Here is a 23741-nt window from a genome sequence, read left to right as displayed (position 1 = left end):
GCGCCTTCGCCGCAAGGAGTACTCCGTATGAAGAACGCGGCCACATCACGTCATGCATGATGTGGCCGCGCTGCATTCAAGGGCTGCCAAGCGTGGCGGCAGTGGTCATCATACGCTGCGCTTTGCCTTGAGGATTAGTCCACCCGCAGTCAGAGCGGCAACCGCAGCCAGTACAGCCATGACGAGTATCGGGGAACCCGTTGAAGCCAAAGGACTGTCATCCTGGTCCTCGCCATCCGCTGACGCATCATTGGTCGCAGATTCATCCTGATTCGTATCAGCCGTATCTGGTGCAACGGCAGACTCCGCGGAAGATGGCTGCTTTTCGGTATCGGTGCCGGTGCCGGCGCTGGGGCTGGATGCGTCGGAATTGTTCTGTGCATCATCCGTTGCGTCCTGTTCATGAGCGTGAACAAGCTGCAAAGCGCTCAGCGCTTTGTCAAGTTCCTCAGCGGCAGCGGTGACCAGCGGCTGTTGTTGCGAGCCGAACGTGGTGTTGTCACGCAAGGAAAGCGCTTCCTCATATGCGCTAGTGAGAACCTCCAGCGACTCAGCCGTGTATGTGTCGGTCTTGGTCAATGCAGATGCAGCCTGATCAATCGAGGGTTGCAAGGCGGAAGCATCAAGTGCCGAAGGCGCGGTGTACATCGCTGCATATTCTGGCACCATGCGTTGGGCGAGCGCGTCGTACATCTTCGAGAACAGGCGCGGCTGGAAGTTCGTAATGCCGAATCCCGCAGCAGAGAGGTTCATCGTACGATATTCGAGATTGTCGGAATCAACCGCACCTTGTGCGAATGTCCAATCCTGGGTGGCTGCCAGGTCGGCACCGGCACCAGTGTCGCTCGTATCCAAAGCGGAGCCTGTGAGGTAATTGAATCGTGTACCGTCTTTACGATTCCATGCGGTAATCACCAAGCTGGTGGAATGGAACGGATTGCGGCCCACGCCAGCATAGCTATATCCCGCCACTGGCTTGTCGCTGGACACCGTTTCGCCGGCATCATTCACCGAGTAGATGGGTTGTCCTTCAGCATCCAACGGGTATCCATCCGGACCCCAGATATTGGCGGTTACCGCAGCCATGCTGTCGCGGTCCGTGTAGCTGCCGATGCGTGATTCGCGATACCATGCATTGCCCGTGGTGGCCGTGGGATGAATCAGCAACTCAGCACCACTGGCTGCGTAGAATCGGCCAAGTTCGGGATAAAAATGACCATCCCTGCAGATATTCACACCTGCCTTGAGCGCTGAACCGTCCTTGCCCTTCCACTGTGGCATCTCGAACATGAGAGGCGTGTCGCCTGGCACCGACCATACTGTTTCTTCAGAGCCGGCACGATGCATCTTCTGATACGACTCGGTGTGTCCGTCAGGGAAACAGACAGCAGCGGAATTATAGACTTTATTCGTACCGCCATCATTGACGGGACCGCCTTCAGGCATTTCCGCCAAGCCGAACACGATGTACATGCCCAGTTCCTTGGCCTTCGCCGCCATACGCTGCACAGATTCGCCGCGCGTGGTATCCCCATCGGCGCCTACAACCTTCTCAGCCAACAGCACCTGCATATAATCATCGCTTGCTGCCAGCTGCCGGTTGACCTCCGCATTGCTTGAATGGGCGTCAGCGCTCCCCTTGGGATCAGTGCTGTCGTACCCGGTCAGGATGGTTTCCGGGAAGACCAGCAAATCAATACCCTTCTCATGCGCAATATCAGCATAATCAAGCATCATCTGCGTGTTGGCTGTCTTGTCCGCCCACACCGCGCTGACATTGGCCACAGCTGCTGTGGGGCCATCGGAAGAACCGAATGAATATCGTAACGATTCACCTGATTCTTGACGGTCGGCAAGTTCGCCATACCACTTGGCGTAATAATCAGGATGGAAATCGTTGGCCACTTTTGTAGTGGACGGCACAGAAACACGCAGCGCCCGGTCATTCGTCAGCAATCCGGCTGTGCCGACGGCAATCGTGCCATCCTGAGCCAACCCTGCCGCATAGGTGGTGCCGCCCGTAAGAATGACGCTCCCTCCAGGGAAATCATAGGCGCGTGAACCGTCAGCAGCCGTCGGACCGTCAGGCCCCACAAGATCGGCGCTCGCAATGACCATGCCATCACGCGAAGAGATGGACTCCAAGCGGTTGCGGTAATACCACTCCCAACCTTTACCATCCTTGACACCATCGTTGTCAATATCGGTGTAGCTGCGTGACGTGGCCGTGGGGTTGACGAGCAATCCGACACCGCTTGCCGCATAGTAGCGTTCAATCTCAGGATTGGCGTAGGTGTCGTAACAAATGCTCAGGCCCATCAGGCCCCACGGAGTTTGCAATATTACTGGCGTGGATCCCGGCGTAGCCCATGAACCCTCAACCGGAGCGATTTTCTGATAGCTGCTCACTTGGCCCTCAGGGGAAATGGCGAATGCCGAATTGTAGGCATGGTCATCGTCGCCCGGGATACGTTCAGAGGTGCCGAACACCACCCACATGCCATATCCTTTGGCAGCCTGTGCAATTTCCTGGGTAATGGGGCTGGCCGTAGTTTCAGCCTGGCTGACCGCCATCCGGTAAGCCTGCGATTCAGGATCGCTGGACGAGACGTACCCGGTCAATGCCATTTCGGGGAAGACAATCATCTTCACTGCGCAATCGGCTGCTTGTTTCATGATTTCAAGCATGTGCTCTTTGTTGGCTTGCTTGTCTCCCCAGACTGGTGCGAAATTGACGACAGCCAGTTCTCCGGCGGCAATGGTGCCCTTGGTCACAGCATTGGCATTCATCGCAATGGCTGAACTGGAATAGGTGTCGGCAAATGCCGCGTTGGTTCCAATACCTGAGACACCCAGTGAGGTGCATAAGGTCAAGGCGCCTGCGGCTGCCATGATACGGCGCCAAGTCTTGGCTTTGGTCGTTTGAAGACCTGATGATGCGGGAAGATGCATAGGGGTACCTCTTCTTCTGTTTTCTTCTGTCACTCTCGGGAATCCCGCCATGCTGGCCATTGCGCAACTTGATTGATACCTTGTGTTTCATGTCAAACAAGTAACTTGATATTGAGAAGGCCTGTATCGCATGATGAAATGCGGGATGTTCCAGACAATATGGAGCGCGCATTTCCGGCAACTGCATCATTGGTTTCCGTGGAGGAAATGGCATGTTACCCCAATGTTGCCGGGCGTCACATTGTTCAGTACCCGCAATGTCTTCGGTATCGTCACGCCATGTGGCTGTGGTATTGGTCTGCTCCGGTTGCCACCTCGACACTGAGGGAGAGATACGCTGCGTGGCTTTATGTATGTGGAAACTGCGGAAATAACAAAGAGAAGAAAAAAAGGACAAAGCAAGCGGCCGTCTCAGCGCACGGTGGAGCCGCTGTACAGCATCTAGACTGAACTTCAACACAGCCGCGGCAAGCGCGGCCGACGATGCGAATGGAGCGGACAATGAAAGTTCAACAACTGACGAACTATACATATCAGGGGCCCAACGAGTGGGACACCGTTGATTTTTGGGTCGGCACAATTGCCGACGACCAAGGGGAGACGACTCAGGTGCGCGTCATGGATCATGACCTGCGCGACAGTAATCCCGGCAATGTGGTGCGCTCGCTGCTCGAGCAGCTGCGTGCCAAGCAGATCACGGAAGATGAGTTTGCGCGCCAACTGTTGCGCTACGATGATCCCGCCAAGATTGACGAAGAACATTCGTGGAAATTGACGAGTGAATTCACGCCTATTCAAGACGGGGTTCTGGCAGCTGAGTAGTCTTGCCGTCTGAATAGTTGAAAAAGATAACAACTTAATATTTAGAGATATAATTCCTGTGAAATCGTTGTGCAGCGCATATATACAATTGCGCTGCACAAATCAATAGAATCGCGGTTTGCCAGAGCGTTGTTTGATCCTCCTGAACTTATTGTTCTGAAGAATCCTGCTCTATGGTGCGTACGGCCTGCTCAACTTGACGTAACCGGTTGCGCAACGCACACTCAATATCGATGCCGGACGCGTCGGCGCGGCGCACCAGATCCAGCAATTCGTCGGCGAGTTGCTCCGTCTCATTTTCGGTGTTCAGATGGAACGCTTCGTCAAAACGTTGGGGCTGCGCAGATTTACGGATGCGAGCGGCCACTTTCGCAGATCTCGGCAGCGCTCCCTGCGCCTGTGCAATGCCGTCGAGAACGGACGTGCGTTGCTTCTCTTGCTGTTTCATGCGTTCCCACAGCTGCAAGGTGGTGTCGGCGTCGATTGCCTCTTGCAGTGCCTGGTTCTCATTGCTGTTCGCCGTGTCGTCTTGAAATACGTTGGGATGTCGTGTAATGAGCTTGTCGACGAGACGATCACAGACTTCATCAAGGGTGAACGGATCGGCAGAATCTTCCGAGCAAATTTGCGCTTGAAATATTGACTGCAGCAGCATGTCGCCAAGTTCCTCACGCATATTGTCGCGGTCGTCGGTCTCCACAGCGTCAATATATTCGTACGTTTCTTCGAGCAGCGGCTTGATCAACGAGCGGTTGGTTTGTTCCCCGTCCCACGGACAGCCGCCTGGTTCATGCAAGATTCGTACGATTTGACGGACCCGTTCCAGCGCTGTGGGTGCGTCGAGTACGGGCTGAAGTTTGCTGCAATGCTGCAGTCCGCCGGGAAGCTGATAAGTGGACACCGGCTCGCCAGGTTGATTGGAACGTTGGGGAGGCTGGGGAGGTTGGGGAGGCTGGGGAGATAGTTGTGAGGGGTTTTGGGGGTGCGTGGAGTGTGGGTCGCGTGATTCGTTCATGTTGTCATTGTGACCGTCGTCGTTGACGTGAGCGGTTTTCTTGGCGTGCAGTATTGCTGGAGCGCGAAGTTGCTGGTGCGTAACGTCGTCCGCGCTCGGGGCCTTGAGAAGTTCAGTGTGCTTCATACCCAACGTCCTGTTGGGGGTGTTCTGCTTCTTTTTGGGGCTTGGTTCAAGCGTTTCGTGACGGGTGGGGTTCTTGTCGAGAGACGTGCGAGGCGCAGGGACATGGATAACGTGTGACGTTCGGAGCCGCGCAGAGTTCCGCCGCACGTAACGCAGTTGGCTTACGTGCGGCGCAGAAAGGATATTGAAAATTATTTCCGCTCACCCTCATGAGGCGAGGTGCCTCGCATAATAGTGGTCACTATTCAGCGATTGGTTTTGTGGGAGAAGTGAACGCCAAGTGCGATGCCGGCAATCACGAGCACGGCGCCGGCCATCATGACGATACGCGTGTGCACCGGCAGCGGGCACTTGCACTGCGACTTCTTGTCATCGTCACTGTCCTGCGGCTCCTCAAGCTGGGCGCCAGTGTCGGATTGTGATGTGTAGACGAGCTCATCGCCTGACTGGTCATCAGCCGTGGAGGGAGTAGGCGTAGTGGTCTGGGCTTGGTCGTCTTGATCAGCCTTGGATGTGTCTTCTGTGGCTGGAGTTGCAGTTGGAGTTGCGGTGACGGATGCTGCCTTGCCGCGATGCTTGGATGTGTGATGTGCCGTTTTTGGCTCAGCGGGCTTGGCTTGGGTGGTTGTGTTGTCAGCGGCTGCGGTTTCCGGTGTGGCGGTCTTGTGGTCTTCGGCCGTTTCGGCGGCTTTGGACTCGTTGGGGTGCTTAGTGGCGTCAGTCATGATCGGCCTCGTTTCTTCTATAGGGTGTCTGGGTTGGTTTGATGTCAAGTCACTACAGGGCGTAGGTGTATTGGCTTGACACGTTTGCTCTTACGCTAAATGTTGTTGCTGAAATCTTCTTGAGAGTGTGCTCTGAGCGCGATTCATGAAACGTTCAGCTAGATATGGCTTGGATTGGCACATGGTGAGTGAAGTAAAGGGAAATATAAGTTTGCAGAAAACAATCCAATATAAATTGTGAATAATGTTAATAGTATATGGTTGTATAGTTTGACTATTTGTGGGTGTTAATAATTACTTATATCGAAATAAATAGTATATATTGCATTCCTGATTTTCGTATATGATTTCCACATTCGTACCCTCGTCTTTCGCGCACGTAAGCCAGTTGCGTTACGTGCGGGAGGGGGGGGCGGATTGGGCGACGAGTTTGCTGAGGTTTTGAAGCGTTGTGTTGTGATTTCTTATGGAGGGTGATGGTCCCGGTGGTTTCTCTCCAGCCTCCCGTCCCCGCACGTAAGCCAGTTGCGTTACGTGCGGGGACGGGAGGTCGGCGAGTGGCCGGACGGCTTGACTTTGTCGAGGTTCTTGATGGTTCTTATGGTGAGTGCATGTGGTTGATGATGGTGTAGTCGATGCTCTTTGGTCACCTCCTCCGCACGTAAGCCAGTTGCGTTACGTGCGGGAGGGAAGAATGGTAGGACCTACAATAGGGAGATGAATAATTATCAGCAGTATCCCCAGCAACCTCAATACTCCCAGGGCGGTCAGGCTCCTCCTCAAATGCCTGGAGGGTATGCGCCGGGGCAGGGGCCTGTTCGTATGATGCCCCCGCAGTCTTACGGCGTACCTCGACCGGTCAAACAGCAGTGGAATACCTTATGCATCGTTGGGTTTGTGCTTTGTTTTATTGCGCCGCCGGTGGGATTGGTTCTCTCGATTATCGCGCTCGTGCAAATCAATAAAACCGGTGAGAATAACAAAACGATGGCGATAGCTGGGATTTCGGTTGGAGCGGCGTTGTCAATATTGAGTATTTTGATAGTGTTTTATGTATTTGTATTTATAATTGGAATTACCTCTTGGATATTGGATTATTCCATTCCTGAAGATGTCGTGGATTATGACAGTTTGGCAGCGACCTTGCGCGCTGTATATCAAGCGCTGGTGTTGGTTCATGCTTGACGTATCTTTTCTGTTGGGTTTTGACGCACCGTCGGGGAAAGGCTGGGCATTGAGGGCGACACGCCGCGATTTGCCATTCCTGTTCACTTGTGTAAGATAAACGTCTGTTGCCTCTGAGAAATCAGAGCACACGGCCCCGTAGCTCAGTTGGTTAGAGCGCCGCCCTGTCACGGCGGAGGTCACCGGTTCAAGTCCGGCCGGGGTCGCGAGTCTGGGAAAATCCTTTTATGGACTCTTTCAGATTTGGCCCCGTAGCTCAGTTGGTTAGAGCGCCGCCCTGTCACGGCGGAGGTCACCGGTTCAAGTCCGGCCGGGGTCGCGGCTCTGTAGCTCAGTTGGTAGAGCGAACGACTGAAAATCGTTAGGTCAGCGGATCGATGCCGCTCGGAGCCACCATGGAACCCCGCCTTGAGCGGGGTTTTTGTTTACTACAGCAGCTGCGTATCTGGATTGCGTGGTGCTGTCTTTCGGCAGCCTTTCCTTCCCTGATTTTGCGCTATTGAGCAGATATTGTTCTGTTTTTGAATGTCCCATTAAAAAGTTTCCCTCCCGCACGTAAGGCAATTGCGTTACGTGCGGGAAGGGGCGAGTATGGCGATAAGAAGATGGTTGGGGATGCGCAAGGCGGCGCTGATGGAAGAGAAGTCCGGTCCAGGCTGGGGGTGGGAGGACATGTTGTGCAATCCGCCAGATTTCGCATCTTTTGTGGTCCGCTGTACGGAAAACAGTATTCTCATTTCCGATCTTGCCTCATGGCCTGCACACCCCCTTTATCCCGCACGTAACGTAACTAGCTTACGTGCGGGATAAAGGGGGTGTGCAGGTGAGAGGGGAGAGGATGGGGTGGGCGTGTCGGGAAGGGAGTAATAAAAATTCCACTCAAGCAGTGAAGAATAGATAACGCTTGAGTGGAATGTATGGAAGCTGAATTTATGGTAGTTCGTACTGGTGACGGTGACGCTTACCGATAAGGTTCCAACCGCGCCGCACCGCACTGCGACGCACCGAACAGCTCAGTGCACCTCTTCGGGCTCTGGCAAATCTTCAAACGGCAGCGTGCCGTTCGCGGCCAGATGTTGCGCGGTACCGACCGGCTCCAGGTCGTCCACGGATTCGACTTCCGGCAAATCGATCAAATCGCCGTCTTTGTGGGCGAGCTCGACTTGTTCTTTGAGCCACACGCGCAGCGCCGGATTGATGTCCTTGGCTTCCAGGTACTGCTGGTAGATCGGGTACAGGGCATGCAGCCACGGATACATGAGGTACAACGTATGCTCCGACTTGTGGCGGCGCCAATGTTCCGGATGGGCCTGGAATGTGTTTTTGAAACGCTGCATGTAGTTGCGGAACGATTTGAATGTGGTGTCCATGCGCCTTGCCGAAATGCCGCAGACCATGCGCTGCGAATAGACAGTTTTCATGCCGCGGCCAAGCAGGTGCAGCGAAATGTCAATGTCTTCGTGCATTTTGTCTTCGCGATCCAGACACACTTCGTCGGCAATGGTGTGCCATGCCGAGGCTCGAAGCGCCATGTTCGACCCGAACAGCAGCACTTGACCACCATCGGCGCGATACGAATGTCGACGCACGCGGTTGTCGCCGCGCAAACTGATGCGGCGTGCAGGCATGTCGTAATACGTCACAGGCCCTGTGGCGCCCATCGCTTCAGGGTCTTCGGTAAATACGCCGGCGACAATCTCCACCCAATCGGGCTTGAGCATGCAATCGGCGTCGATGCGTCCAAGCACATCGCCAGTAGCGTGATTCAACCCGTAATTGCGTGTGGGAATTAGCGCCTGTTCCTCGTCCTGATGCATGATTTTGACGGGCGCCTGCGGATGTTCGGCGATGAACTGCTCGACGAGCTCGACCGTACGGTCGGTGGAGCGGTTATCAACAACAATGACTTCATGTGGCATCACCGTTTGACGTGTCGCATTGGTCAGACAGTCGATAATGCGTTCTTCCTCATTCCATGCGGGAATCACAATCGAGACATTCAGCATATGCACAAGAATATGAGTTCATCCGTACACGAATACCTGTGAACGACGAAATCTGTACAATACAGTGCCATGAGCGAACGTAGCACCACATCACCGGACGATTCCGGCATGGACGTCCAAGGCGACACCGCTTTTGGCGCTGTCGCAGCCTCGGCATTGTCATCGGCAGAACCTACGCATCGTGGCTGGGACACATCCCCAGCCGGTCCAGACGACGGTGACCAAGCCCACAGGATGGATACCATGGCCATTGCCCAGCAGCGCGCCCGCAAGGAGTTGCTCAATGACCAGGACCATCGTTCCAAACTGGACTTGGCTTCGATTTTTCCTGCAAAAAATGATCCGCGTCGACCTCCACTTTGGCTCAGTCGTGCGCTCATGTATGCGGTTATTGCTGTATTCGTAGGGTATTTTTGCTACCGAACCTGGTTCAAGATCTCTTACATTGTCCTCGATATCGTCATCGCGTTGTTCCTTTCGCTGGCTGTGGAACCGCTTGTCCTTCGTCTGATTCGGCATGGTTGGCGCCGTGGTGTGGCCGCTGTGACCTGTTTGGTTGGTTTGCTGCTGATCATTGTCGGCTTGATGGCCGCGTTCGGCAACTTGTTTGTGCAACAGTTCATTTCGATGATGAAGGGGTTGCCTGCCGTGTATGACGACCTCGTCACCACGGTCGAGCAATATACCAAATTCCGTTTGCCGGAAATCAGCGCAATCGGGCCTGAAATTCTGAAGAATGTGCAGTCGTCCTGGATTACGAATTTCGCCGGCACCGCTGTGAGCACCGCTGTTGAAGTGCTCGGTGGCGTGTTGAATTTGACAACAGCCATTATGGTTGCGTTCTATATTTCGATTGCCGGTCCGCGTTTGCGCCGTAGCGTGTGCCACTGGTTAGCGCCGTCCACGCAGCGTCGTTTTCTGCTCGCTTGGACTGTGGTGCAGGACCAGACGTCGAACTACTTGTTCTCACGCACGATTCTTGCCGCCTGCTCGGCCACCTGCATGGCGATTTTCTTGATGATCATCCATGTGCCGTATTGGTTGCCACTCGCGTTGTTCAGCGGCGTCGTATCACAGTTTGTGCCCACAATCGGTACGTATTTGGGTGGCGCGCTGCCTGTGCTGTTTGCTTGGGGTGACCGTGGCATTTGGTATGCCGTGGGCGTTGTCGTGTTTATCACGGTCTATCAGCAGATCGAGAATCTACTGCTTTCGCCAAAGGTTTCGGAACGCACAATGGATATCAACCCGTGCGTCGCGTTCTTGACTGTGTTGTTCTTTGGCTCGATTTTCGGTGCGCTGGGTGCGTTCCTGGCGTTGCCGATCACGGCCAGCATCCAGGTGCTGTTCAAGGTGTCAACCAAGCAATATGATCTAGTGGATGTGCCGCTCATGTCCGATCCCGAGCCCAAACGCAAGTCCCGTGTCGCACAGGCTGGTGAGGCGTTGAGCGATAGCGTGTCCAAGCATGCGCCGCGTGCAGCGAAAGGTTCGACGGCGTATGTTCCGCTCGATGAGAAGGTGCGTTTGCTGCAAGACCAGATTTATGGCATTGATCCCACGTCCACAGATTCGTCCGGGGATGCTGACTTGCCCACAGTTGCGATTCCGCAGCGCAACCAGTCCCACCATGGGCGCACTTCCTTGCTGCACAAGTTGCATTTGGAACATGATGACGCTGACCGGTCCCGTTCAGACAGTGAGGCGACGGTAGCGTCGCAATCGAACGATATTGCGGCTTCCAACAGGAATAATAATGATTTCTCTGATACCCACAGTGACGTGCCCACCAACTCATCGGCCGACGGCTCGACTCGATTGGACGGCCAGCAGTTAGAATCGAAGACGGACGGGGAAGACGAACCAGGCCCTGATAGCGCACAGTCTGAAGGGGCCGGTTCACAGGACAATCCGAGGAGAAGCTGGAAATAATGGCGTTGCTAAACGTGCTGGACGTGCTGTTGGTCATCGTGGGCGGTGCGGGCATGGTTTATCAGGGCCTGTGCATCGTGCTGTCGTTGTTCGCCAAACCCCAGCCATTTGCGGACGCTGCGTACGACAAGCGTTACGCCGTGCTGATTTCAGCACGCAACGAAGCGCAAGTCATCGGCAATCTTATTCACGACATCACGCACCAGTCGTACCCGGCGGAACTGATTGACATCTGGCTTGTGGCCGACAACTGCACCGACAATACGGCTGAAGTGGTGCGGGCGTTGGGATGTCACGTCGTCGAACGTTTTGACCAAACACAAGTGGGCAAAGGGTATGCGCTGACCTACTTGCTGAACCACATGATCGACACGCATGCAGCTGATCCGTACGATGCGTTCTTCGTTTTCGATGCCGACAACCGTCTCGATCGCAACTATTTCGCTGAGATGAACAAAGCGTTCCATGCGGGATTCCGTATTTTGACAAGCTACCGCAACTCGGTGAACCTGTCGGATAATTGGGTGTCGTCGGGATCGGCGTTGTGGTTCATCCGTGAATCACGATTCTTGTCGGCGTCGCGCATGATGCTCGGCAATTCATGCCATGTGGGCGGCACGGGATTCATGTTTTCCCAGTCGGTGATGCGGCGCAACAAAGGTTGGAAATTCCATTTGCTTACGGAAGACCTTGAGTTCACGATGGATTCCGTGTTGCATGGTGACCGCATTGGCTATGTGGGATCGGCCATTCTGTATGACGAACAGCCGACGACATTCGCGCAGAGTTGGCGTCAGCGGTTGCGCTGGAGCAAGGGATTCCTGCAAGTGTTCCGCTATTACGGCATGCCGTTGGTCCGTCGCGCCGTAACAGAACGCGATTTTTCGGCTATCGATTTTACGTTACTGCTGTGTCCGTTCACCGTGCTGGCCATGCTGCGCATTGGCTTGGGCGCATTGTTCGCCGCATTCGGTTTTGTGTCGTGGGCCAGCCAGTTCGGTTCGCTGGTCAATTGGGCCAGCGGCATCATCTGGTCGGTCATTTTCATGATGGCATTGGCCGCGTTGACGATTGTGGTGGAGCGTGACCAGATTGGTGCGACGAACCGCGAACTTGTGGCCTACGTGCTGAGTTTCCCGATATATATGCTCAGCTATGTGCCGATTTCATTCCAAGCAGTATTCAGCAAGGCGCAGTGGAAACCGATTGTGCATAAAGGGTCCCAGCCGGATGACGGTGGCACAACGGTGCCTGTCGCGATATCTGCGGCGGCACCCGAACATGCTGGAAGCCTTGATGATACGAGCGTTGATGATAAGGCTGCTGTGACGTCGCGAACGTTTGATGCGAAATCAAGCGCTGCGTAACGCCGCAGTGGCATCTGTGACGTTGTATGACTGTTCTGCGGCCATTTCCGCAGAACAGTCAGCTAATGAATAACTGTGCCGCTGCCCACCGGCAACGTGATGAGGTCAGCGTCGAGACGGATTACTCGTAGGTCCGCTCCAATACTGTCGCGCCGTCAGCGTCATAGACGACCACCTTGATTGCTGCATTCGGGAAGTACTCATGCAAGCTTTCCAGCTGTTCTCGAATCGAATCGTCGTCATCAAACACATCGGCTTTTGCAACTTCCTTGGCGGCGTCCCCACGGATCGTTTTCAAACGGAACTCAATAATCAACGTGTCGCCTTGCACGCGCACCGTGCCGGACGCATTCTCATTCGACTGGCTTTCAATGGATTCGCGCAGCATGTCAAGCGACCCTGTGCTCGTCAGGAATTCTTCGAGGCTCTCACCTTGTGGAATGCGCGTGGCATTGGAATCGTCAAGATCGCTGAAATCATCAAGATCTTCATCGAGCTCATCTGCCAAGTCATCGGTGTCTTTGTCTTTGCCGTTATCTTTGCTGTGATCTGATGGCGATGGGGTGGCTTGGGATGTGGACGTCGTAGAAGCAGTCGGTGTGTCTTGACGATGCGTGATTGACACTATGCCCCACACAACAAGAGCGATGAGTACCAGCGCGCCGGCCACAATACCAACAATTGCGGCAGGAGACAGCTTCTTCTTGTTGCCAGGGTCTTGTGGTCCTTGCGGTAACCTTTGTTGAGGCGGGTACGCCGCGGGCATCGTGGATGATACCGGTGGCAGCGCTGTCGTCGGCTGATCCGCAGGATACTGCGGTTGTGCTGGCATCTTGACCTGGTACGGTGAAGCTGGCATGGCTGTTGTGGGAGCATTGTCCCCGTAAGCTCCAGGAGTCCCAAGAACTGACGTCTGGTTGTCAGAGGGATACGGTGGCTGCGTTGGGGCCTGATATGGCGACGTTGATGTTGATGCTTGGGATTGAGGAATGGTTGGAATGGGCGTAGTCGGATACGTCGGTCCGGAAACGCTGCCATCTTGTGCGGGTGTGGTGGGGTATGTCGATTCCGAAGTGCCGCTATTTTGCCCAGTCATGGTGGGGTAAGTCGGTCCGGAAACGCTGCCATCTTGTGTAGATGTGGTCGGGTATGACGGTCCGGAAACCACGTCATCCTGTCCGGCCGTGGTTGGCGCAGGATAAGCTGGCGCCGATTCGTCGCCAGGCTGTGGATTGCCATATGACGGCTGCTGCGGATTGTTGACATTGTTCTGGTCAGTCACGATGAAGCCTTTCTGCGCTCGTCTCTGACGCGTTATGGCACGGGCCGTCGTTGACCGTGTGCAATGGCCATTCATGCTAGCAATTGCGCGCATACCCCAACGAACTATCTCACCTCCTGATCATCCTCTATCCCGCACGTAAGCTAGTTGCGTTACGTGCGGGATGGGGGCTAGTTGGGTAACAAATAGAGGCAGTTGAGAGAATCTTGCTGAAGCTGCGCGGTAATGGGAATCGTTCTCACGCTTCTACTTATCCCGCACGTAAGCCAGTTACGTTACGTGCGCGGTAGGGTTGGGCGCGATGTCTGCCGGATGCTGGTGGGGTGGAGCCGCCTGGGACTGTCTGGGGTTGCCTAAGGTTGCCTAATGCTGCCTAAGGTTGTGTGGCAATGGGAATCATTCTCACCCTTCGCTTCCTCCCGCACGTAAGCCAGTTACGTTACGTGCGGGATGGTGGGGTGGGGTTCGTGCGGCGCAATAGCGGAAATAATTATTAAGTTTGCGGGATATTCCGGAATCTTTATGGACGTTGTCTTTCGTTTCTTCCCGCACGTAAGCCAGTTACGTTACGTGTGGAAAGAGAGCGGGGTCTGTTCTGCGTAAGGACGGGCATAAGAACGCGTTTGGGGCGTCCTTGAATCTTGATGAATGTGTGCCTTTTTCCTCCCGCACGTAAGACAGTTGCCTTACGTGCGGGCTGGGGTGGAAGAAAGGGGAGGAAGGGGAAATAATAAAGGGAGGAACGAGCGGCAGGGTTTCCTAGTAGACCGAGCGGTCCGCTGAGCCACCTGAAGGATCTGCAATCCCGGCTGTTACCGTGCTGCGCGATACGACAGGGATATCAGCAATTTCTGCGCTCCCGGCGATTTCTTCCCCGCACGTAAGGCAACTAGCTTACGTGCGGGAAGGTGAAAGAGGAGGGATGGTGTGGGAAGGCGGATGTGGCGGATTCTAGTGGTGGAGATAGAGAGGGGTGGGTAGAGAGAGCGCTGGGGTGGGGCGGTCAGGAGGAGCTGAGGGGGGTGATTGTGTTCGACACGCCGGGGTGACGAGCGGGTGCGGTGTTTGAAGGTGTTTGAAATGGTCGCAAATATGAATGGTTTGAGTGGGTGGAACACAATAACGGAAGGGGGGGATATGGTCTATTACTTTTGTCATGAGTGTGGCGCGGCACTGAGCCGGTAAGGTGGATAAGTATGACAAGTAATACCCCCTTGCCGAATGGTTCAACGGCACCGAGCATGCAATCCAATCATCCGACCCAACCGGCTCGTCCGATTCAGGCTACCCAGCCCGCCGAGCCATCCCAAGCGCCGACGCGCCCGATGCCGGCCTTTCCGTCTGCTGCACCTGGCAATCCGGACGCGGCTGTTTCTTTGCGCGGCCTGTTCAAGCAGTTCGGGCAGAAAGTGGCGGTCAATAACCTGTCGCTGGATATCCCTGTGGGTTCGTTCTATGGTTTGGTCGGCCCTAACGGCGCCGGCAAAACCACTACGATCAGCATGATGACGGGCTTGCTCAAGCCTGATGCGGGTTCGGCCATGATTCTGGGCAACGATGTGTGGAGCGACGTGAATCGTGCCAAGCATGAAATCGGCCTGATGCCGCAGCCTGACCAGATTTTTGATTTGCTCAGCGGCATGCAGTTGCTGACTTATGCGGGCATGTTGCGCGGGCTGCCGCGCGCTGAAGTGGTCAAGCGCGCCAACGATTTACTGTCAGCATTCGATTTGACGGAAGCGGCCAATAAATCCGTGTCTGATTATTCAGCTGGTATGACTAAAAAGATTTGTTTGGCGACCGCTATGATTCATAGTCCTCGCATTCTGGTGCTCGATGAGCCGTTTGAAGCCGTGGACCCGATTTCGAGTGCCAATATCAAAGATATTTTGCAGGAATATGTGGCTACGGGTGGCACGGTCATCATCTCGTCGCACGTCATGGCGATGGTGGAACGCATGTGTACGCATGTCGCCGTCATTAATCATGGCCAAGTGGCTGCGGCCGGCACGGTTGACCAGGTGGCTGCCGGTGAAGATTTGGAAGAACGGTTCCTGCAGCTCGTTGGAGGACGTCACGGTGCGGCGCATTTGAGTTGGCTTGACGGCGGCGACGATTCCGCAAATACGGTAGATACCGTTTCCGGAATCGAATCCGGCGCGGCCGCCTTCCCGGCTTCTCCGGCCACTTCTTCTTCCGGCTCGTTGAACGGAGGCGAGCGATGATCGCCACATTGACGCGCTTGCGCTGGGCATTGACGTTACGCGGGTTTTCGACATCCCCTTGGCAGATTGTCGCCTATGTGTTGGCCGCCGTAGCGGGATTGAGCTGCGTTGCCGGCGCGCTGCTGGCTGGCCTCATCTTGGGCAATGGTCCGCGTCTTGCCGGTGACGACGCAACATGGACGCAAGTTGTGCGCATTGTTATGGTCTGCGGTGGCACGTTCGTGCTTTTGCTGGTTGCGTTGCTGCAAATCATGCTGCTCGGCGAGGGCTCCAGCATGAACTTGAAAAAGTTCGAAATATACGGTATTCCGGACTCGCGTTTGCAACTGGGACTCACTGTCGCCGGTGTCTGCGGATTGCCGGCGATCATGGGCATGTTGCTGTTGTTGTGTTGGGCGCCTGGGTACCGTTGGATGGGTGCCGGTGCGGTCATCAGCGGTTGTATTGCGGCCCCGCTCGTCATCATTACGCTCATGTGCATGTGTAAAGCCGTGCTGTCGCTGTCCACGACGCTCGTGCGTTCCCAGCGTGGACGAAACCTCTTCTATGTGATATTGACGTTGGCCGTTGTGGTGAGCGCCCAAATCCCCGGCATCGTGCTGAACAACGAAGACACGCTGTCCGTGCGCATGTCGGATGTGGAACACCTCACCAATGTGCTGGGCTGGCTGCCGCTCGGCTCGCTATTTGAATTGCCGTTCGACGCCCAGGCCGGCAGATGGGGCGCGTGGATTGTGCGCATTGTCATCGCCGCAGCATTCTCCTGCTTGTGTTTCCTGGTGTCGGTATGGTGCATCCGCCGCGAGCGTTTGCTGACCGACCCGACGCAAGGCTACAAGACCGCCAAAGGTATCGGCATGTTCGCGCACGTGCCAGACTCCCCGTCAGGCGCGATTACCGCCCGCGCCGCCACGCAGTTGCGCCGTGACCCGCGTCAAGGCATGCTGTTTGTGTTCCCTGTGTTGTTCATCGCCATTTTTGCGCTCGAATCGCACGGTTTTTCTGTGATAGTTTGGCAATCATTAATTTGGATTGGTTGGATATTATGCATGCCGGAAAGCAATAGTTTCCCGTATGATGGTCGCGGTTTCGCCATGGAGGTCATCACGGGCACTTCCGGAAAGCAGGATCGTGTCGGCCGCGTGCGGCTCTATCTCGTCATTCTTGCCGTCCTGTATGTGCTCATGGGCATCGCCACGTTCCTCGTGACGGGTGATTGGAAGAGTGCCGACGGCATCGCACTGGGATTGACGTTCACGCTCAGCGGTTTCGCCACCGCGCTCGCCGCACTGGGTGTCGCCGAATGGTTTTCGACCGTGTTCCTCTATCCCGTCGCCTCCATCGACAAGCCGTTCTCCTCTCCGCAAGGACGTGCCGCAGCACAAGGGTTCTTCCCGTTTTTGTATATGTTGATTGCTCTGGTTGCGATGGTGCCTACAATCGCCGTGGCAATCATCGCCATGCTGATGCACTGGCAGGCATGGGCGTTAATCATTTCCTCAGTCGCGTTGCTCAATGGCATCGGCATCCTCGTGCTCGGTACATGGTTGGGCGCTAGAATGTTCGATGCTCGCGAGTTGAAAATCTTGCACACGTTGGAGGATTTTGCCTCGCTGCAGAAATAAACGTCACCTTGAGCGCGGTCGCGTATGCTCGCCCAAGGTTGCATGAGTAGCGCATGAGTGACATGAGTGAGGGGAGGCATCATGGCGGCGAACCATGAAGAGCGCCTTCCCGAAACGCAGTCTCATGAGCAGAGTGCTGCCACTGTCGATCATGAGGGCGGCGCGCAGCTTGAGAATCGTTCCATACCGGCGATGACCGCCCATCTGCGGCATCGCCGTATGGCGCTTGTCATACTGTCTGCCCTGGTGACGCTGGGATTGTGTGTGGGATATGTCATTGGTGATGTGAGCGATGTGCTTCCAGGACCTTTGACCGTGAACGTGGCGCAACAACCCGAGTATGAGAAGGTCGCCTATAGTATCGGTGCCGCGGAAATCATAAAAAATGCCGATACGACGAAACCGGTGGATGCTCAGCGTGCGCAAGCGCTCGTTGATGAACTGATGGGCGCGAACGGTCTGGGACGTGATACGTCTGTGGCGGTGGCGCAGGCGGACGGCACAATTGTGGGCGCCCATGAGCCGGACACGGTGCGTGAACCGGCGTCCACGCTCAAAACAGTGACGGCGTTGGCCGCGGCATCCAAGCTCAACATGGGTTCGACGCTGGCGACGCAAGTGTTTCTGCACCAGAACGACAGTGACCAGCGTATCGTGCTCAAAGGCAACGGTGACATGCTGCTGGGAGCCGGGCAAAGCGACCCCAACCATATCAACGGACGTGCGGGACTGGGCACACTCGCGCGCCAGACAGCGGTCGCGCTCAAATCTCGCGGTATCTCAGCAGTGACACTCGACTACGATGACTCGCTGTTCGGCAAGGATCGATACCCAGCCAACCTTGACATGTCGGGTGAAATGCAGCTGTACTACACGGCGGTTTCCTCGATGGCCGTGGATGGCGGACGGCAGCGTGCTGGCGCGCTCGCCAATCCGGACGTGTTCCATGATTACCCGCAGCTGTCGCAGCATCCGGCGGCCGATGCGGTGGCGACGTTCCGTACGGCGCTGAACGCGCAGGGTATCAGCGTCAAGAACGGCAATGAAACGACTGAAACTGGCACGCAGCCGATTGCGCAAGTCGAATCCGCGCCGCTGAGCGCCGTCATGATGTTCATGCTGCGCCACTCAGACAACACGTTGGCGGAAGAATTCGGACGTTTGCTGGCATTGCACGAACACGCACCCAACACGCCGGACGGGGCGCGTTCGACTGTGCAATCAGTGGTAGCCTCGCTCGGTGTCCCTACGGACGGCTTGATAATGGCGGACTGTTCTGGTCTCTCGCCTGGCAGCCGCGTCAGCGTGCGTACGCTGGTCACCGTGCAGGCGCGCAATCTGCAGGTCGGTGGGGCTGTCGCCGCTGCGGAAGGATTGGCTGTCGCAGGGCTGAACGGCACAGTCACGCTGCGTCTTGCTGATACGAAAGCCGCGGGTCTGATGCGGCTGAAAACCGGCTCGCTTGGCACGGTCACGTCGCTGACGGGGAATATTTCGCGGGAGCAGGGCGGAGTAGTCGCGTTTAGCGTGGTCGTCAACAATCCTCAAGATATGGACGCGGCCAAGGAAGCCGTCGACCGTTTCGCCGCGTCGCTGGCACGGCTCTAAGCATGCAAGCGGGCGGTTTGGGGGAGCTCCTTGGAGGGGGCTTACTTGGTAGGGCCTCCTTGATGGCTGTCTATCAACTGCATTGTGTATTGCTGGTCGGCTTGCGTCCCTCCTCTTGTTTCCTTCCCGCACGTAAACCAGTTGCGTTACGTGCGGGAAGGGTGAGTGACGGGGACGGCCGTGCCCTTGATGCCAGGTATATTACGTTTCTCGTGGGGAGCCTCCAATCATAGAAATTGAGAACAGTTCCCAACTTACTTGCTTTCCCCCTCCCGCACGTAAGCCAGTTACGTTACGTGCGGGAGGGGGTGGGTGCAACAACTGTCGATACATCTATGTCGCCATAGTATCCCGCACGTAACGCAACTGCCTTACGTGCGGTGAAGATGGTTGTAATAAATATCGATACAGCGTTTCCCCTATTCTTCCGCGCCATCATCCCGTACGTAAGCTAGTTGCGTTACGTGCGGGAAAGAAGGGGAGCGGAATCTGGAAATGAGAACGAAAGGGGAGAGGAGACCTTGACTTAGGATGGTCGCTGGAAGGAGCCCCAATGGTCTATAGCGCGCCAATGAAACTGGCAATCGGAGCCGTTCGTAAATCGCTGACACGGTTTGACGCGACCTTGAACGGCTGGGACGAGCGGTTTCGTACGCACGGCGAGCATCAGGTCAACAAAGACGCTCCGCTCATCCTTGTCGCCTGTTCAGGAGGCCGCGACTCGCTCGCGTTGGCAGCGGCGGCGCGCACGGTCTGTACTTCGTGGGGACTGCGGTGCGGCGCGGTGATTGTGGACCACAGCATGCAGCAGGGGTCTGCGGAAGTTGCTGCTCGCGCTGCTAAACAGTGCGCCGATCTGGGGCTCGAGCCAGTCATCGTGGAACGTATCGTGCTGGACCCGCAAACGATGCGCCAACGCGGTTCCGAGGCTGCGGCCCGTCAGATGAGGTATGAGACGATCACTCGGGTGGCCGGCCGGACTGGCGCCGAGGCTGTGTTGCTTGCCCATACGCGCAATGATCAGGCGGAAACCGTGCTCATCAACCTGCTGACGTCGGGTGGGTTGGACGGCATGGCCGGCATGCCTGAGCGCACGCAAATTGCGGACGTTGCTTTGCTGCGTCCCCTACTTGATCTGACGCGCGCAGACACCACGCAAATCTGCGAATCGCTGGGACTCGAGTTTTGGGATGATCCTACGAACGGCGAGTTTCTGAGCGCGCGTAACGCTTGCGGTGAGACGGACACGTCGGATGAATCGTCCCAGCACGCATCTTCGGTCTCTTCTGACTCCTCCCAGCCGTCTGCGGGCCATGGAACGAGCCATGGAACGAGCCATGGAACTGACTGTGTGACGGACTATGCAACAGCACAGCGCACCTCGCGCCCCCCGTTCCCCCCGTCTTCCCGCACGTTAGATAACTGCGTTACGTGCGGGGAAGAAAAGAGAGAAAAGCAAGGGCGGACCAATCAGGAAAAGGCGCAGGGGCGTGCTCGATCAGCCGTGCACCTGCCGTTGCGCTCGCGGATCAGACAGCTTCTGCTGCCACAGCTGAGCCGGTTTACGGGAGGCGACATGGTGTCACGTCTTGCTTCCTTCGCGGCAGCGAATCGTGACGATGTTGATTTTCTACAGGAGCAGGCGGCGCTCGTTTACGAGCAGGCCGTCTCGTTCGGTGCGCAGAGCGTTGATAATGCTGATGGTATTTCTGATGTTGCGACAGATAGCGGCACAACCCTCGCGCTGATTGATCGCGACGTGCTGTTGGAGGCACATCCCGCATTGCGTAGGCGAGTTCTTGCACGAGTCTTTGCGCAATTAAACATTCGCGCTTCCGCCGTGCACGTGACGGCGGCCTTGAACCTCATAGAAAACCAACAATCTCGGGGGGTGCAGTTGCCTGCAGGGTATGTGCTGAAACGTTATGGCCACGTCATTCGTCTGTGTCATGATAATGTGCATGCGAATCGCGGATATTCAGGAAAACATCGATCATGAGCTGATTTCTCATGACGAGATTATGGCAAAAATCGAAGAAGTTGCAGTCCAGGCCAGCAAGGATTACGAGGGTCGCGTGCCTTTGGTCATCGCGGTGCTCAAAGGTGCTGTGAACACGCTGACAGCGTTTACCCAAGCCATGTCATGCCCTTTGGAAATGGATTTCATGAGTATCTCCAGCTACGGCAAGAGCATGTCTTCGACGGGAACCATCACGATTCGACAGGATTTGTCAGCAGACGTCAAGGGAAGGGATGTACTCATAGTTGAGGACATCGTCGATTCGGGCTATACCCTGAATTGGCTCGTACAGGAGCTCAAGGATAGGGGAGCGGCTTCCGTAGAAATTTTCGCGCTGTTGGAAAAGCCCGCTCGCCACGTGGTAGATGTTGATGTGAAATATAAGGGATTCGAAATCCCCGACGAGTTTGTCGTCGGCTTCGGACTTGATTGCGATGAGCAGTATCGAAATCTGGACTGCATCGCCGTGCTGAAGCCTGAAGTGTATGAAGGAGCGCTTACGCAATGAGCTTTCAACAAGGGCCTCAGCAGCCCGGCAACAGACCGCCGAACGGGTCAAACAACCCGTTCCGCAATGGCGGCTCACCTGATGGCGGCAACGGGCAGAACGGCAAGGGGCCACGTTCGCTTTGGCGCTCGCCATGGTTGTGGGGAGCGATCATCGTGGTTTTTGCCGTGGTGCTGTTCCAAATGTTCTCGGGATCAGGGGCGCAGACCATTGATACCAAAGATGGTATGAATATCCTTGAGTCCGATTCGGGCAATATCCAATATGCCAAAATCGTCGATAATACCCAGCAAGTGCAACTGAAGCTGAAAGACGATTACACGGCCAAGGACCCCGATACGGGTAAAGACCATAATTACGGCAAAAATGTGCAGTTCTACTACACGTATGCCCAAAGCGCCGATGTGGTCAAAGCCGTGCAGAAAGCTGATCCGGCTAACGGTTGGACAGCCACAATGCAGCAGACGAGTGTGTGGACGTATCTGCTGACCTCGATTCTGCCTTTCATTATTTTCTTCGTGCTCGTATGGTTCTTGATGAGCCGCATGGGTTCTGCCGGCGGCATGCTGGGCATGGGCGGCAAGAAGAACAATGGCAAGCTGCTTGATGGCCAGGTCCCACATACCAAGTTCTCTGATGTGGCCGGTGAAGATGCTGCCGTACAGGAAGTTGAGGAAATCAAGGACTTCCTCAAGGACCCGTCGAAATACAAGGCGCTGGGTGCCCGTATCCCTCGTGGCGTGTTGCTGTATGGCCCTCCTGGCACCGGTAAGACGCTGTTGGCGCGAGCTATTGCTGGTGAAGCAGGCGTGCCGTTCTACTCCATGGCTGGCTCGGACTTCGTGGAAATGTTCGTCGGCCTTGGCGCGTCCCGTGTGCGTGACGTGTTTGATGAGGCGAAGAAGAACGCTCCGGCAATCATCTTCATCGACGAGATTGACGCCGTGGGCCGCAAGCGTGGCTCCGGCATGGGCGGTGGCCATGATGAGCGTGAGCAGACATTGAACCAGCTGCTGGTCGAGATGGATGGTTTCAACAATGACACGAACCTGATCATTATCGCCGCAACGAACCGTCCTGATGTGCTTGATCCCGCATTGCTGCGTCCTGGCCGTTTCGACCGTCAGGTCGCTGTGGAAGCTCCTGATTTGGAAGGCCGTTACGCGATCCTTAAGGTGCATGCCAAAGGCAAGCCGTTCGTGCCGAACATCGACTTGCGTTCCATCGCTGTGCGTACGCCGGGCTTCACAGGCGCCGATTTGGCCAACGTGCTCAACGAAGCAGCGTTGCTGTGCGCTCGTGTAGGTGCTCAGCTCATCGACAACCGCGCCATTGATGAAGCCATTGACCGAGTCATGTCCGGTCCGCGTCGCCGTTCCAAGGGTATGGCTTTGGATGAGCTGCGTAACACGGCCTATCATGAGGGTGGCCATGCCCTGGTGGCTGCTGCGTTGCGTAACACGGACCCGGTCACCAAGGTCACGATTCTTCCCCGCGGCCGCGCGCTGGGTTATACCGCGGTCATGCCTACGGAAGATCGGTACTCCCAAACCCGTAATCAGCTGCTCGACCAGATGGCTTATGCCATGGGCGGTCGTACCGCTGAAGAAGTCGTGTTCCATGATCCGTCCACTGGCGCGTCCAACGACATCGAGAAGGCGACCAATATCGCGCGCAAGATGATTGGAGAGTATGGATTCTCCACTGCGCTGGGCGCTGTGAAATGGACTGATGATGAAGACCAGTCCGGCCTCGATAGCCTGCGTCCTCGCGATTACTCGGATGCTACGGCTGAGCGTATGGATGAAGAAGTGCTGGCCCTCATTGAGAACGCCCACACTGAAGCGTGGACGATTATCAATGAGAATCGCGATATTCTCGATGAACTCGTTCGCCAGCTGCTGGTGAAGCAGACGCTGAACGAAACCGAACTGAATGCCATCTTCAGGGACATCAAGAAGGCTCCGGAACGTGTGGTGTGGCTCAGCGACCCGCATCGCCCCGATTCCGACAAGCCTCCGGTTCCGATTCCGGAATCCCTGAAGCAGACTGTCGGCATCGCACAGCAGTGACCATCCCGAAGGCACCGAGAGACTCTTCCCTCGGTGCCTTCACCCGTGTGGGCGCCCTTGGCTTCTCACTCGTTTGTTACATCCCCCTCACCCCTCGTTTTTAGCATTATCATTTTTCGCCCTCCCCATTACCCTTACCCTTACCCTCCTTTTCATCATCTCCTCCCTTTTCTTCCCGCACGTAAGCTAGTTGCGTTACGTGCGGGGAAGAGGTGGGAAAGAGGGGAGAAGAATCGGGTAAAGCCCTGTATGGTTCGAGATTACGGGGAGG

Annotated in this window: 15 protein-coding genes and 3 tRNA genes; 13 read left to right on the top strand and 5 right to left on the bottom strand. The window is 55.8% G+C overall.

Annotated elements, in window-relative coordinates; all coding sequences use genetic code 11:
* Positions 1–108 precede the first annotated feature (108 nt).
* Positions 109–2892 (bottom strand): carbon-nitrogen hydrolase family protein, encoded by a 2784-nt coding sequence (locus BGLCM_RS07930; RefSeq protein ID WP_006295163.1) that lies wholly within the window; start codon positions 2890–2892, stop codon positions 109–111.
* 561 nt (positions 2893–3453) lie between these two features.
* On the opposite strand from BGLCM_RS07930, the gene BGLCM_RS01560 reads away from it, so the two are divergent.
* A complete protein-coding gene (locus tag BGLCM_RS01560; RefSeq protein WP_044084484.1) occupies positions 3454–3774 on the top strand; it encodes a hypothetical protein in 321 nt (106 codons plus the stop codon).
* Positions 3775–3922: 148 nt separating this feature from the next.
* Here BGLCM_RS01560 and BGLCM_RS01555 read toward each other — a convergent pair whose 3' ends face one another.
* Together BGLCM_RS01555 and BGLCM_RS01545 are read right to left on the bottom strand one after the other, a co-directional pair.
* A complete protein-coding gene (locus tag BGLCM_RS01555) occupies positions 3923–4789 on the bottom strand; it encodes a nucleoside triphosphate pyrophosphohydrolase (RefSeq protein WP_081450406.1) in 867 nt (288 codons plus the stop codon).
* Positions 4790–5160: 371 nt separating this feature from the next.
* Positions 5161–5640 (bottom strand): prolipoprotein diacylglyceryl transferase, encoded by a 480-nt coding sequence (locus BGLCM_RS01545; RefSeq protein WP_006295157.1) that lies wholly within the window; start codon positions 5638–5640, stop codon positions 5161–5163.
* Positions 5641–6357: 717 nt separating this feature from the next.
* Here BGLCM_RS01545 and BGLCM_RS07925 point away from each other — a divergent pair.
* The 4 genes from BGLCM_RS07925 (at position 6358) to BGLCM_RS01525 (ending at position 7221) form a co-directional block, all read left to right on the top strand.
* Positions 6358–6825: a DUF4190 domain-containing protein gene (locus BGLCM_RS07925; protein ID WP_006295155.1), complete on the top strand. Its 468-nt coding sequence runs from the start codon at positions 6358–6360 to the stop codon at positions 6823–6825.
* 132 nt (positions 6826–6957) lie between these two features.
* Positions 6958–7031, top strand: a tRNA-Asp gene (locus BGLCM_RS01535).
* Between the two features lie 39 nt (positions 7032–7070).
* Positions 7071–7144, top strand: a tRNA-Asp gene (locus tag BGLCM_RS01530).
* 1 nt (position 7145) lies between these two features.
* A tRNA-Phe gene (locus BGLCM_RS01525) sits at positions 7146–7221 on the top strand.
* 617 nt (positions 7222–7838) lie between these two features.
* Here BGLCM_RS01525 and BGLCM_RS01520 read toward each other — a convergent pair.
* The gene (locus tag BGLCM_RS01520) at positions 7839–8831 is read right to left on the bottom strand and encodes a glycosyltransferase family 2 protein (protein ID WP_006295153.1); all 993 of its coding nucleotides are present in this window, start codon (positions 8829–8831) and stop codon (positions 7839–7841) included.
* A gap of 243 nt (positions 8832–9074) precedes the next feature.
* Here BGLCM_RS01520 and BGLCM_RS01515 point away from each other — a divergent pair, with 243 nt between their 5' ends.
* Positions 9075–10763 carry an AI-2E family transporter gene (locus BGLCM_RS01515; RefSeq protein ID WP_148401459.1) on the top strand — a complete coding sequence of 563 codons (1689 nt, stop codon included), beginning with the start codon at positions 9075–9077 and terminating at the stop codon, positions 10761–10763.
* Positions 10763–12130 carry a glycosyltransferase family 2 protein gene (locus BGLCM_RS01510; RefSeq protein WP_006295151.1) on the top strand — a complete coding sequence of 456 codons (1368 nt, stop codon included), beginning with the start codon at positions 10763–10765 and terminating at the stop codon, positions 12128–12130. The genes BGLCM_RS01515 and BGLCM_RS01510 overlap by 1 nt, the downstream gene beginning before the upstream one ends.
* 121 nt (positions 12131–12251) lie before the next feature.
* Here the strand turns inward: BGLCM_RS01510 and BGLCM_RS01505 are convergent, their stop codons facing one another.
* Complete coding sequence (locus BGLCM_RS01505) at positions 12252–12989, bottom strand: hypothetical protein (RefSeq protein WP_044084482.1); 738 nt, start codon at positions 12987–12989, stop codon at positions 12252–12254.
* 1748 nt (positions 12990–14737) lie between these two features.
* Between BGLCM_RS01505 and BGLCM_RS01500 the strand changes: the two genes are divergently transcribed.
* The 6 genes from BGLCM_RS01500 (at position 14738) to ftsH (ending at position 23470) form a co-directional block, all read left to right on the top strand.
* Positions 14738–15637: an ABC transporter ATP-binding protein gene (locus BGLCM_RS01500; protein WP_006295147.1), complete on the top strand. Its 900-nt coding sequence runs from the start codon at positions 14738–14740 to the stop codon at positions 15635–15637.
* The gene (locus BGLCM_RS01495; protein WP_006295146.1) at positions 15634–17262 is read left to right on the top strand and encodes a hypothetical protein; all 1629 of its coding nucleotides are present in this window, start codon (positions 15634–15636) and stop codon (positions 17260–17262) included. The genes BGLCM_RS01500 and BGLCM_RS01495 overlap by 4 nt, the downstream gene beginning before the upstream one ends.
* Before the next feature lie 81 nt (positions 17263–17343).
* Positions 17344–18870: a D-alanyl-D-alanine carboxypeptidase/D-alanyl-D-alanine endopeptidase gene (gene dacB / locus BGLCM_RS01490; RefSeq protein ID WP_006295145.1), complete on the top strand. Its 1527-nt coding sequence runs from the start codon at positions 17344–17346 to the stop codon at positions 18868–18870.
* 553 nt (positions 18871–19423) lie between these two features.
* Positions 19424–20869 (top strand): tRNA lysidine(34) synthetase TilS, encoded by a 1446-nt coding sequence (gene tilS, locus BGLCM_RS07920; RefSeq protein WP_052380766.1) that lies wholly within the window; start codon positions 19424–19426, stop codon positions 20867–20869.
* Positions 20832–21398, top strand: coding sequence for a hypoxanthine phosphoribosyltransferase (hpt, locus tag BGLCM_RS01480; protein WP_044084481.1), 567 nt, complete (start codon positions 20832–20834; stop codon positions 21396–21398). Before tilS ends, hpt begins: the two co-directional genes overlap by 38 nt.
* The gene (gene ftsH, locus BGLCM_RS01475) at positions 21395–23470 is read left to right on the top strand and encodes an ATP-dependent zinc metalloprotease FtsH (protein WP_006295141.1); all 2076 of its coding nucleotides are present in this window, start codon (positions 21395–21397) and stop codon (positions 23468–23470) included. Before hpt ends, ftsH begins: the two co-directional genes overlap by 4 nt.
* Positions 23471–23741: the final 271 nt, after the last annotated feature.

This window comes from Bifidobacterium gallicum DSM 20093 = LMG 11596 (genome assembly GCF_000741205.1).
Lineage (GTDB): Bacteria > Actinomycetota > Actinomycetes > Actinomycetales > Bifidobacteriaceae > Bifidobacterium > Bifidobacterium gallicum.
The sequence above is the reverse complement of the archived record's forward strand: the minus strand, read 5'-3'. Positions and strand labels throughout refer to the sequence as shown.

Coding starts and splice junctions, on each gene's coding strand:
- BGLCM_RS01520 (WP_006295153.1), bottom strand. CDS start 8,831: ATGCTGAATGTCTCGATTGTGATTCCCGCATGGAATGAGGAAGAACGC.
- BGLCM_RS01495 (WP_006295146.1), top strand. CDS start 15,634: ATGATCGCCACATTGACGCGCTTGCGCTGGGCATTGACGTTACGCGGG.
- ftsH (WP_006295141.1), top strand. CDS start 21,395: ATGAGCTTTCAACAAGGGCCTCAGCAGCCCGGCAACAGACCGCCGAAC.
- BGLCM_RS01545 (WP_006295157.1), bottom strand. CDS start 5,640: ATGACTGACGCCACTAAGCACCCCAACGAGTCCAAAGCCGCCGAAACG.
- dacB (WP_006295145.1), top strand. CDS start 17,344: ATGGCGGCGAACCATGAAGAGCGCCTTCCCGAAACGCAGTCTCATGAG.
- tilS (WP_052380766.1), top strand. CDS start 19,424: ATGGTCTATAGCGCGCCAATGAAACTGGCAATCGGAGCCGTTCGTAAA.
- hpt (WP_044084481.1), top strand. CDS start 20,832: ATGCGAATCGCGGATATTCAGGAAAACATCGATCATGAGCTGATTTCT.
- BGLCM_RS07930 (WP_006295163.1), bottom strand. CDS start 2,892: ATGGCAGCCGCAGGCGCCTTGACCTTATGCACCTCACTGGGTGTCTCA.
- BGLCM_RS07925 (WP_006295155.1), top strand. CDS start 6,358: ATGAATAATTATCAGCAGTATCCCCAGCAACCTCAATACTCCCAGGGC.
- BGLCM_RS01560 (WP_044084484.1), top strand. CDS start 3,454: ATGAAAGTTCAACAACTGACGAACTATACATATCAGGGGCCCAACGAG.
- BGLCM_RS01555 (WP_081450406.1), bottom strand. CDS start 4,789: ATGAACGAATCACGCGACCCACACTCCACGCACCCCCAAAACCCCTCA.
- BGLCM_RS01500 (WP_006295147.1), top strand. CDS start 14,738: ATGCCGGCCTTTCCGTCTGCTGCACCTGGCAATCCGGACGCGGCTGTT.
- BGLCM_RS01515 (WP_148401459.1), top strand. CDS start 9,075: ATGGCCATTGCCCAGCAGCGCGCCCGCAAGGAGTTGCTCAATGACCAG.
- BGLCM_RS01505 (WP_044084482.1), bottom strand. CDS start 12,989: ATGCCAGCTTCACCGTACCAGGTCAAGATGCCAGCACAACCGCAGTAT.
- BGLCM_RS01510 (WP_006295151.1), top strand. CDS start 10,763: ATGGCGTTGCTAAACGTGCTGGACGTGCTGTTGGTCATCGTGGGCGGT.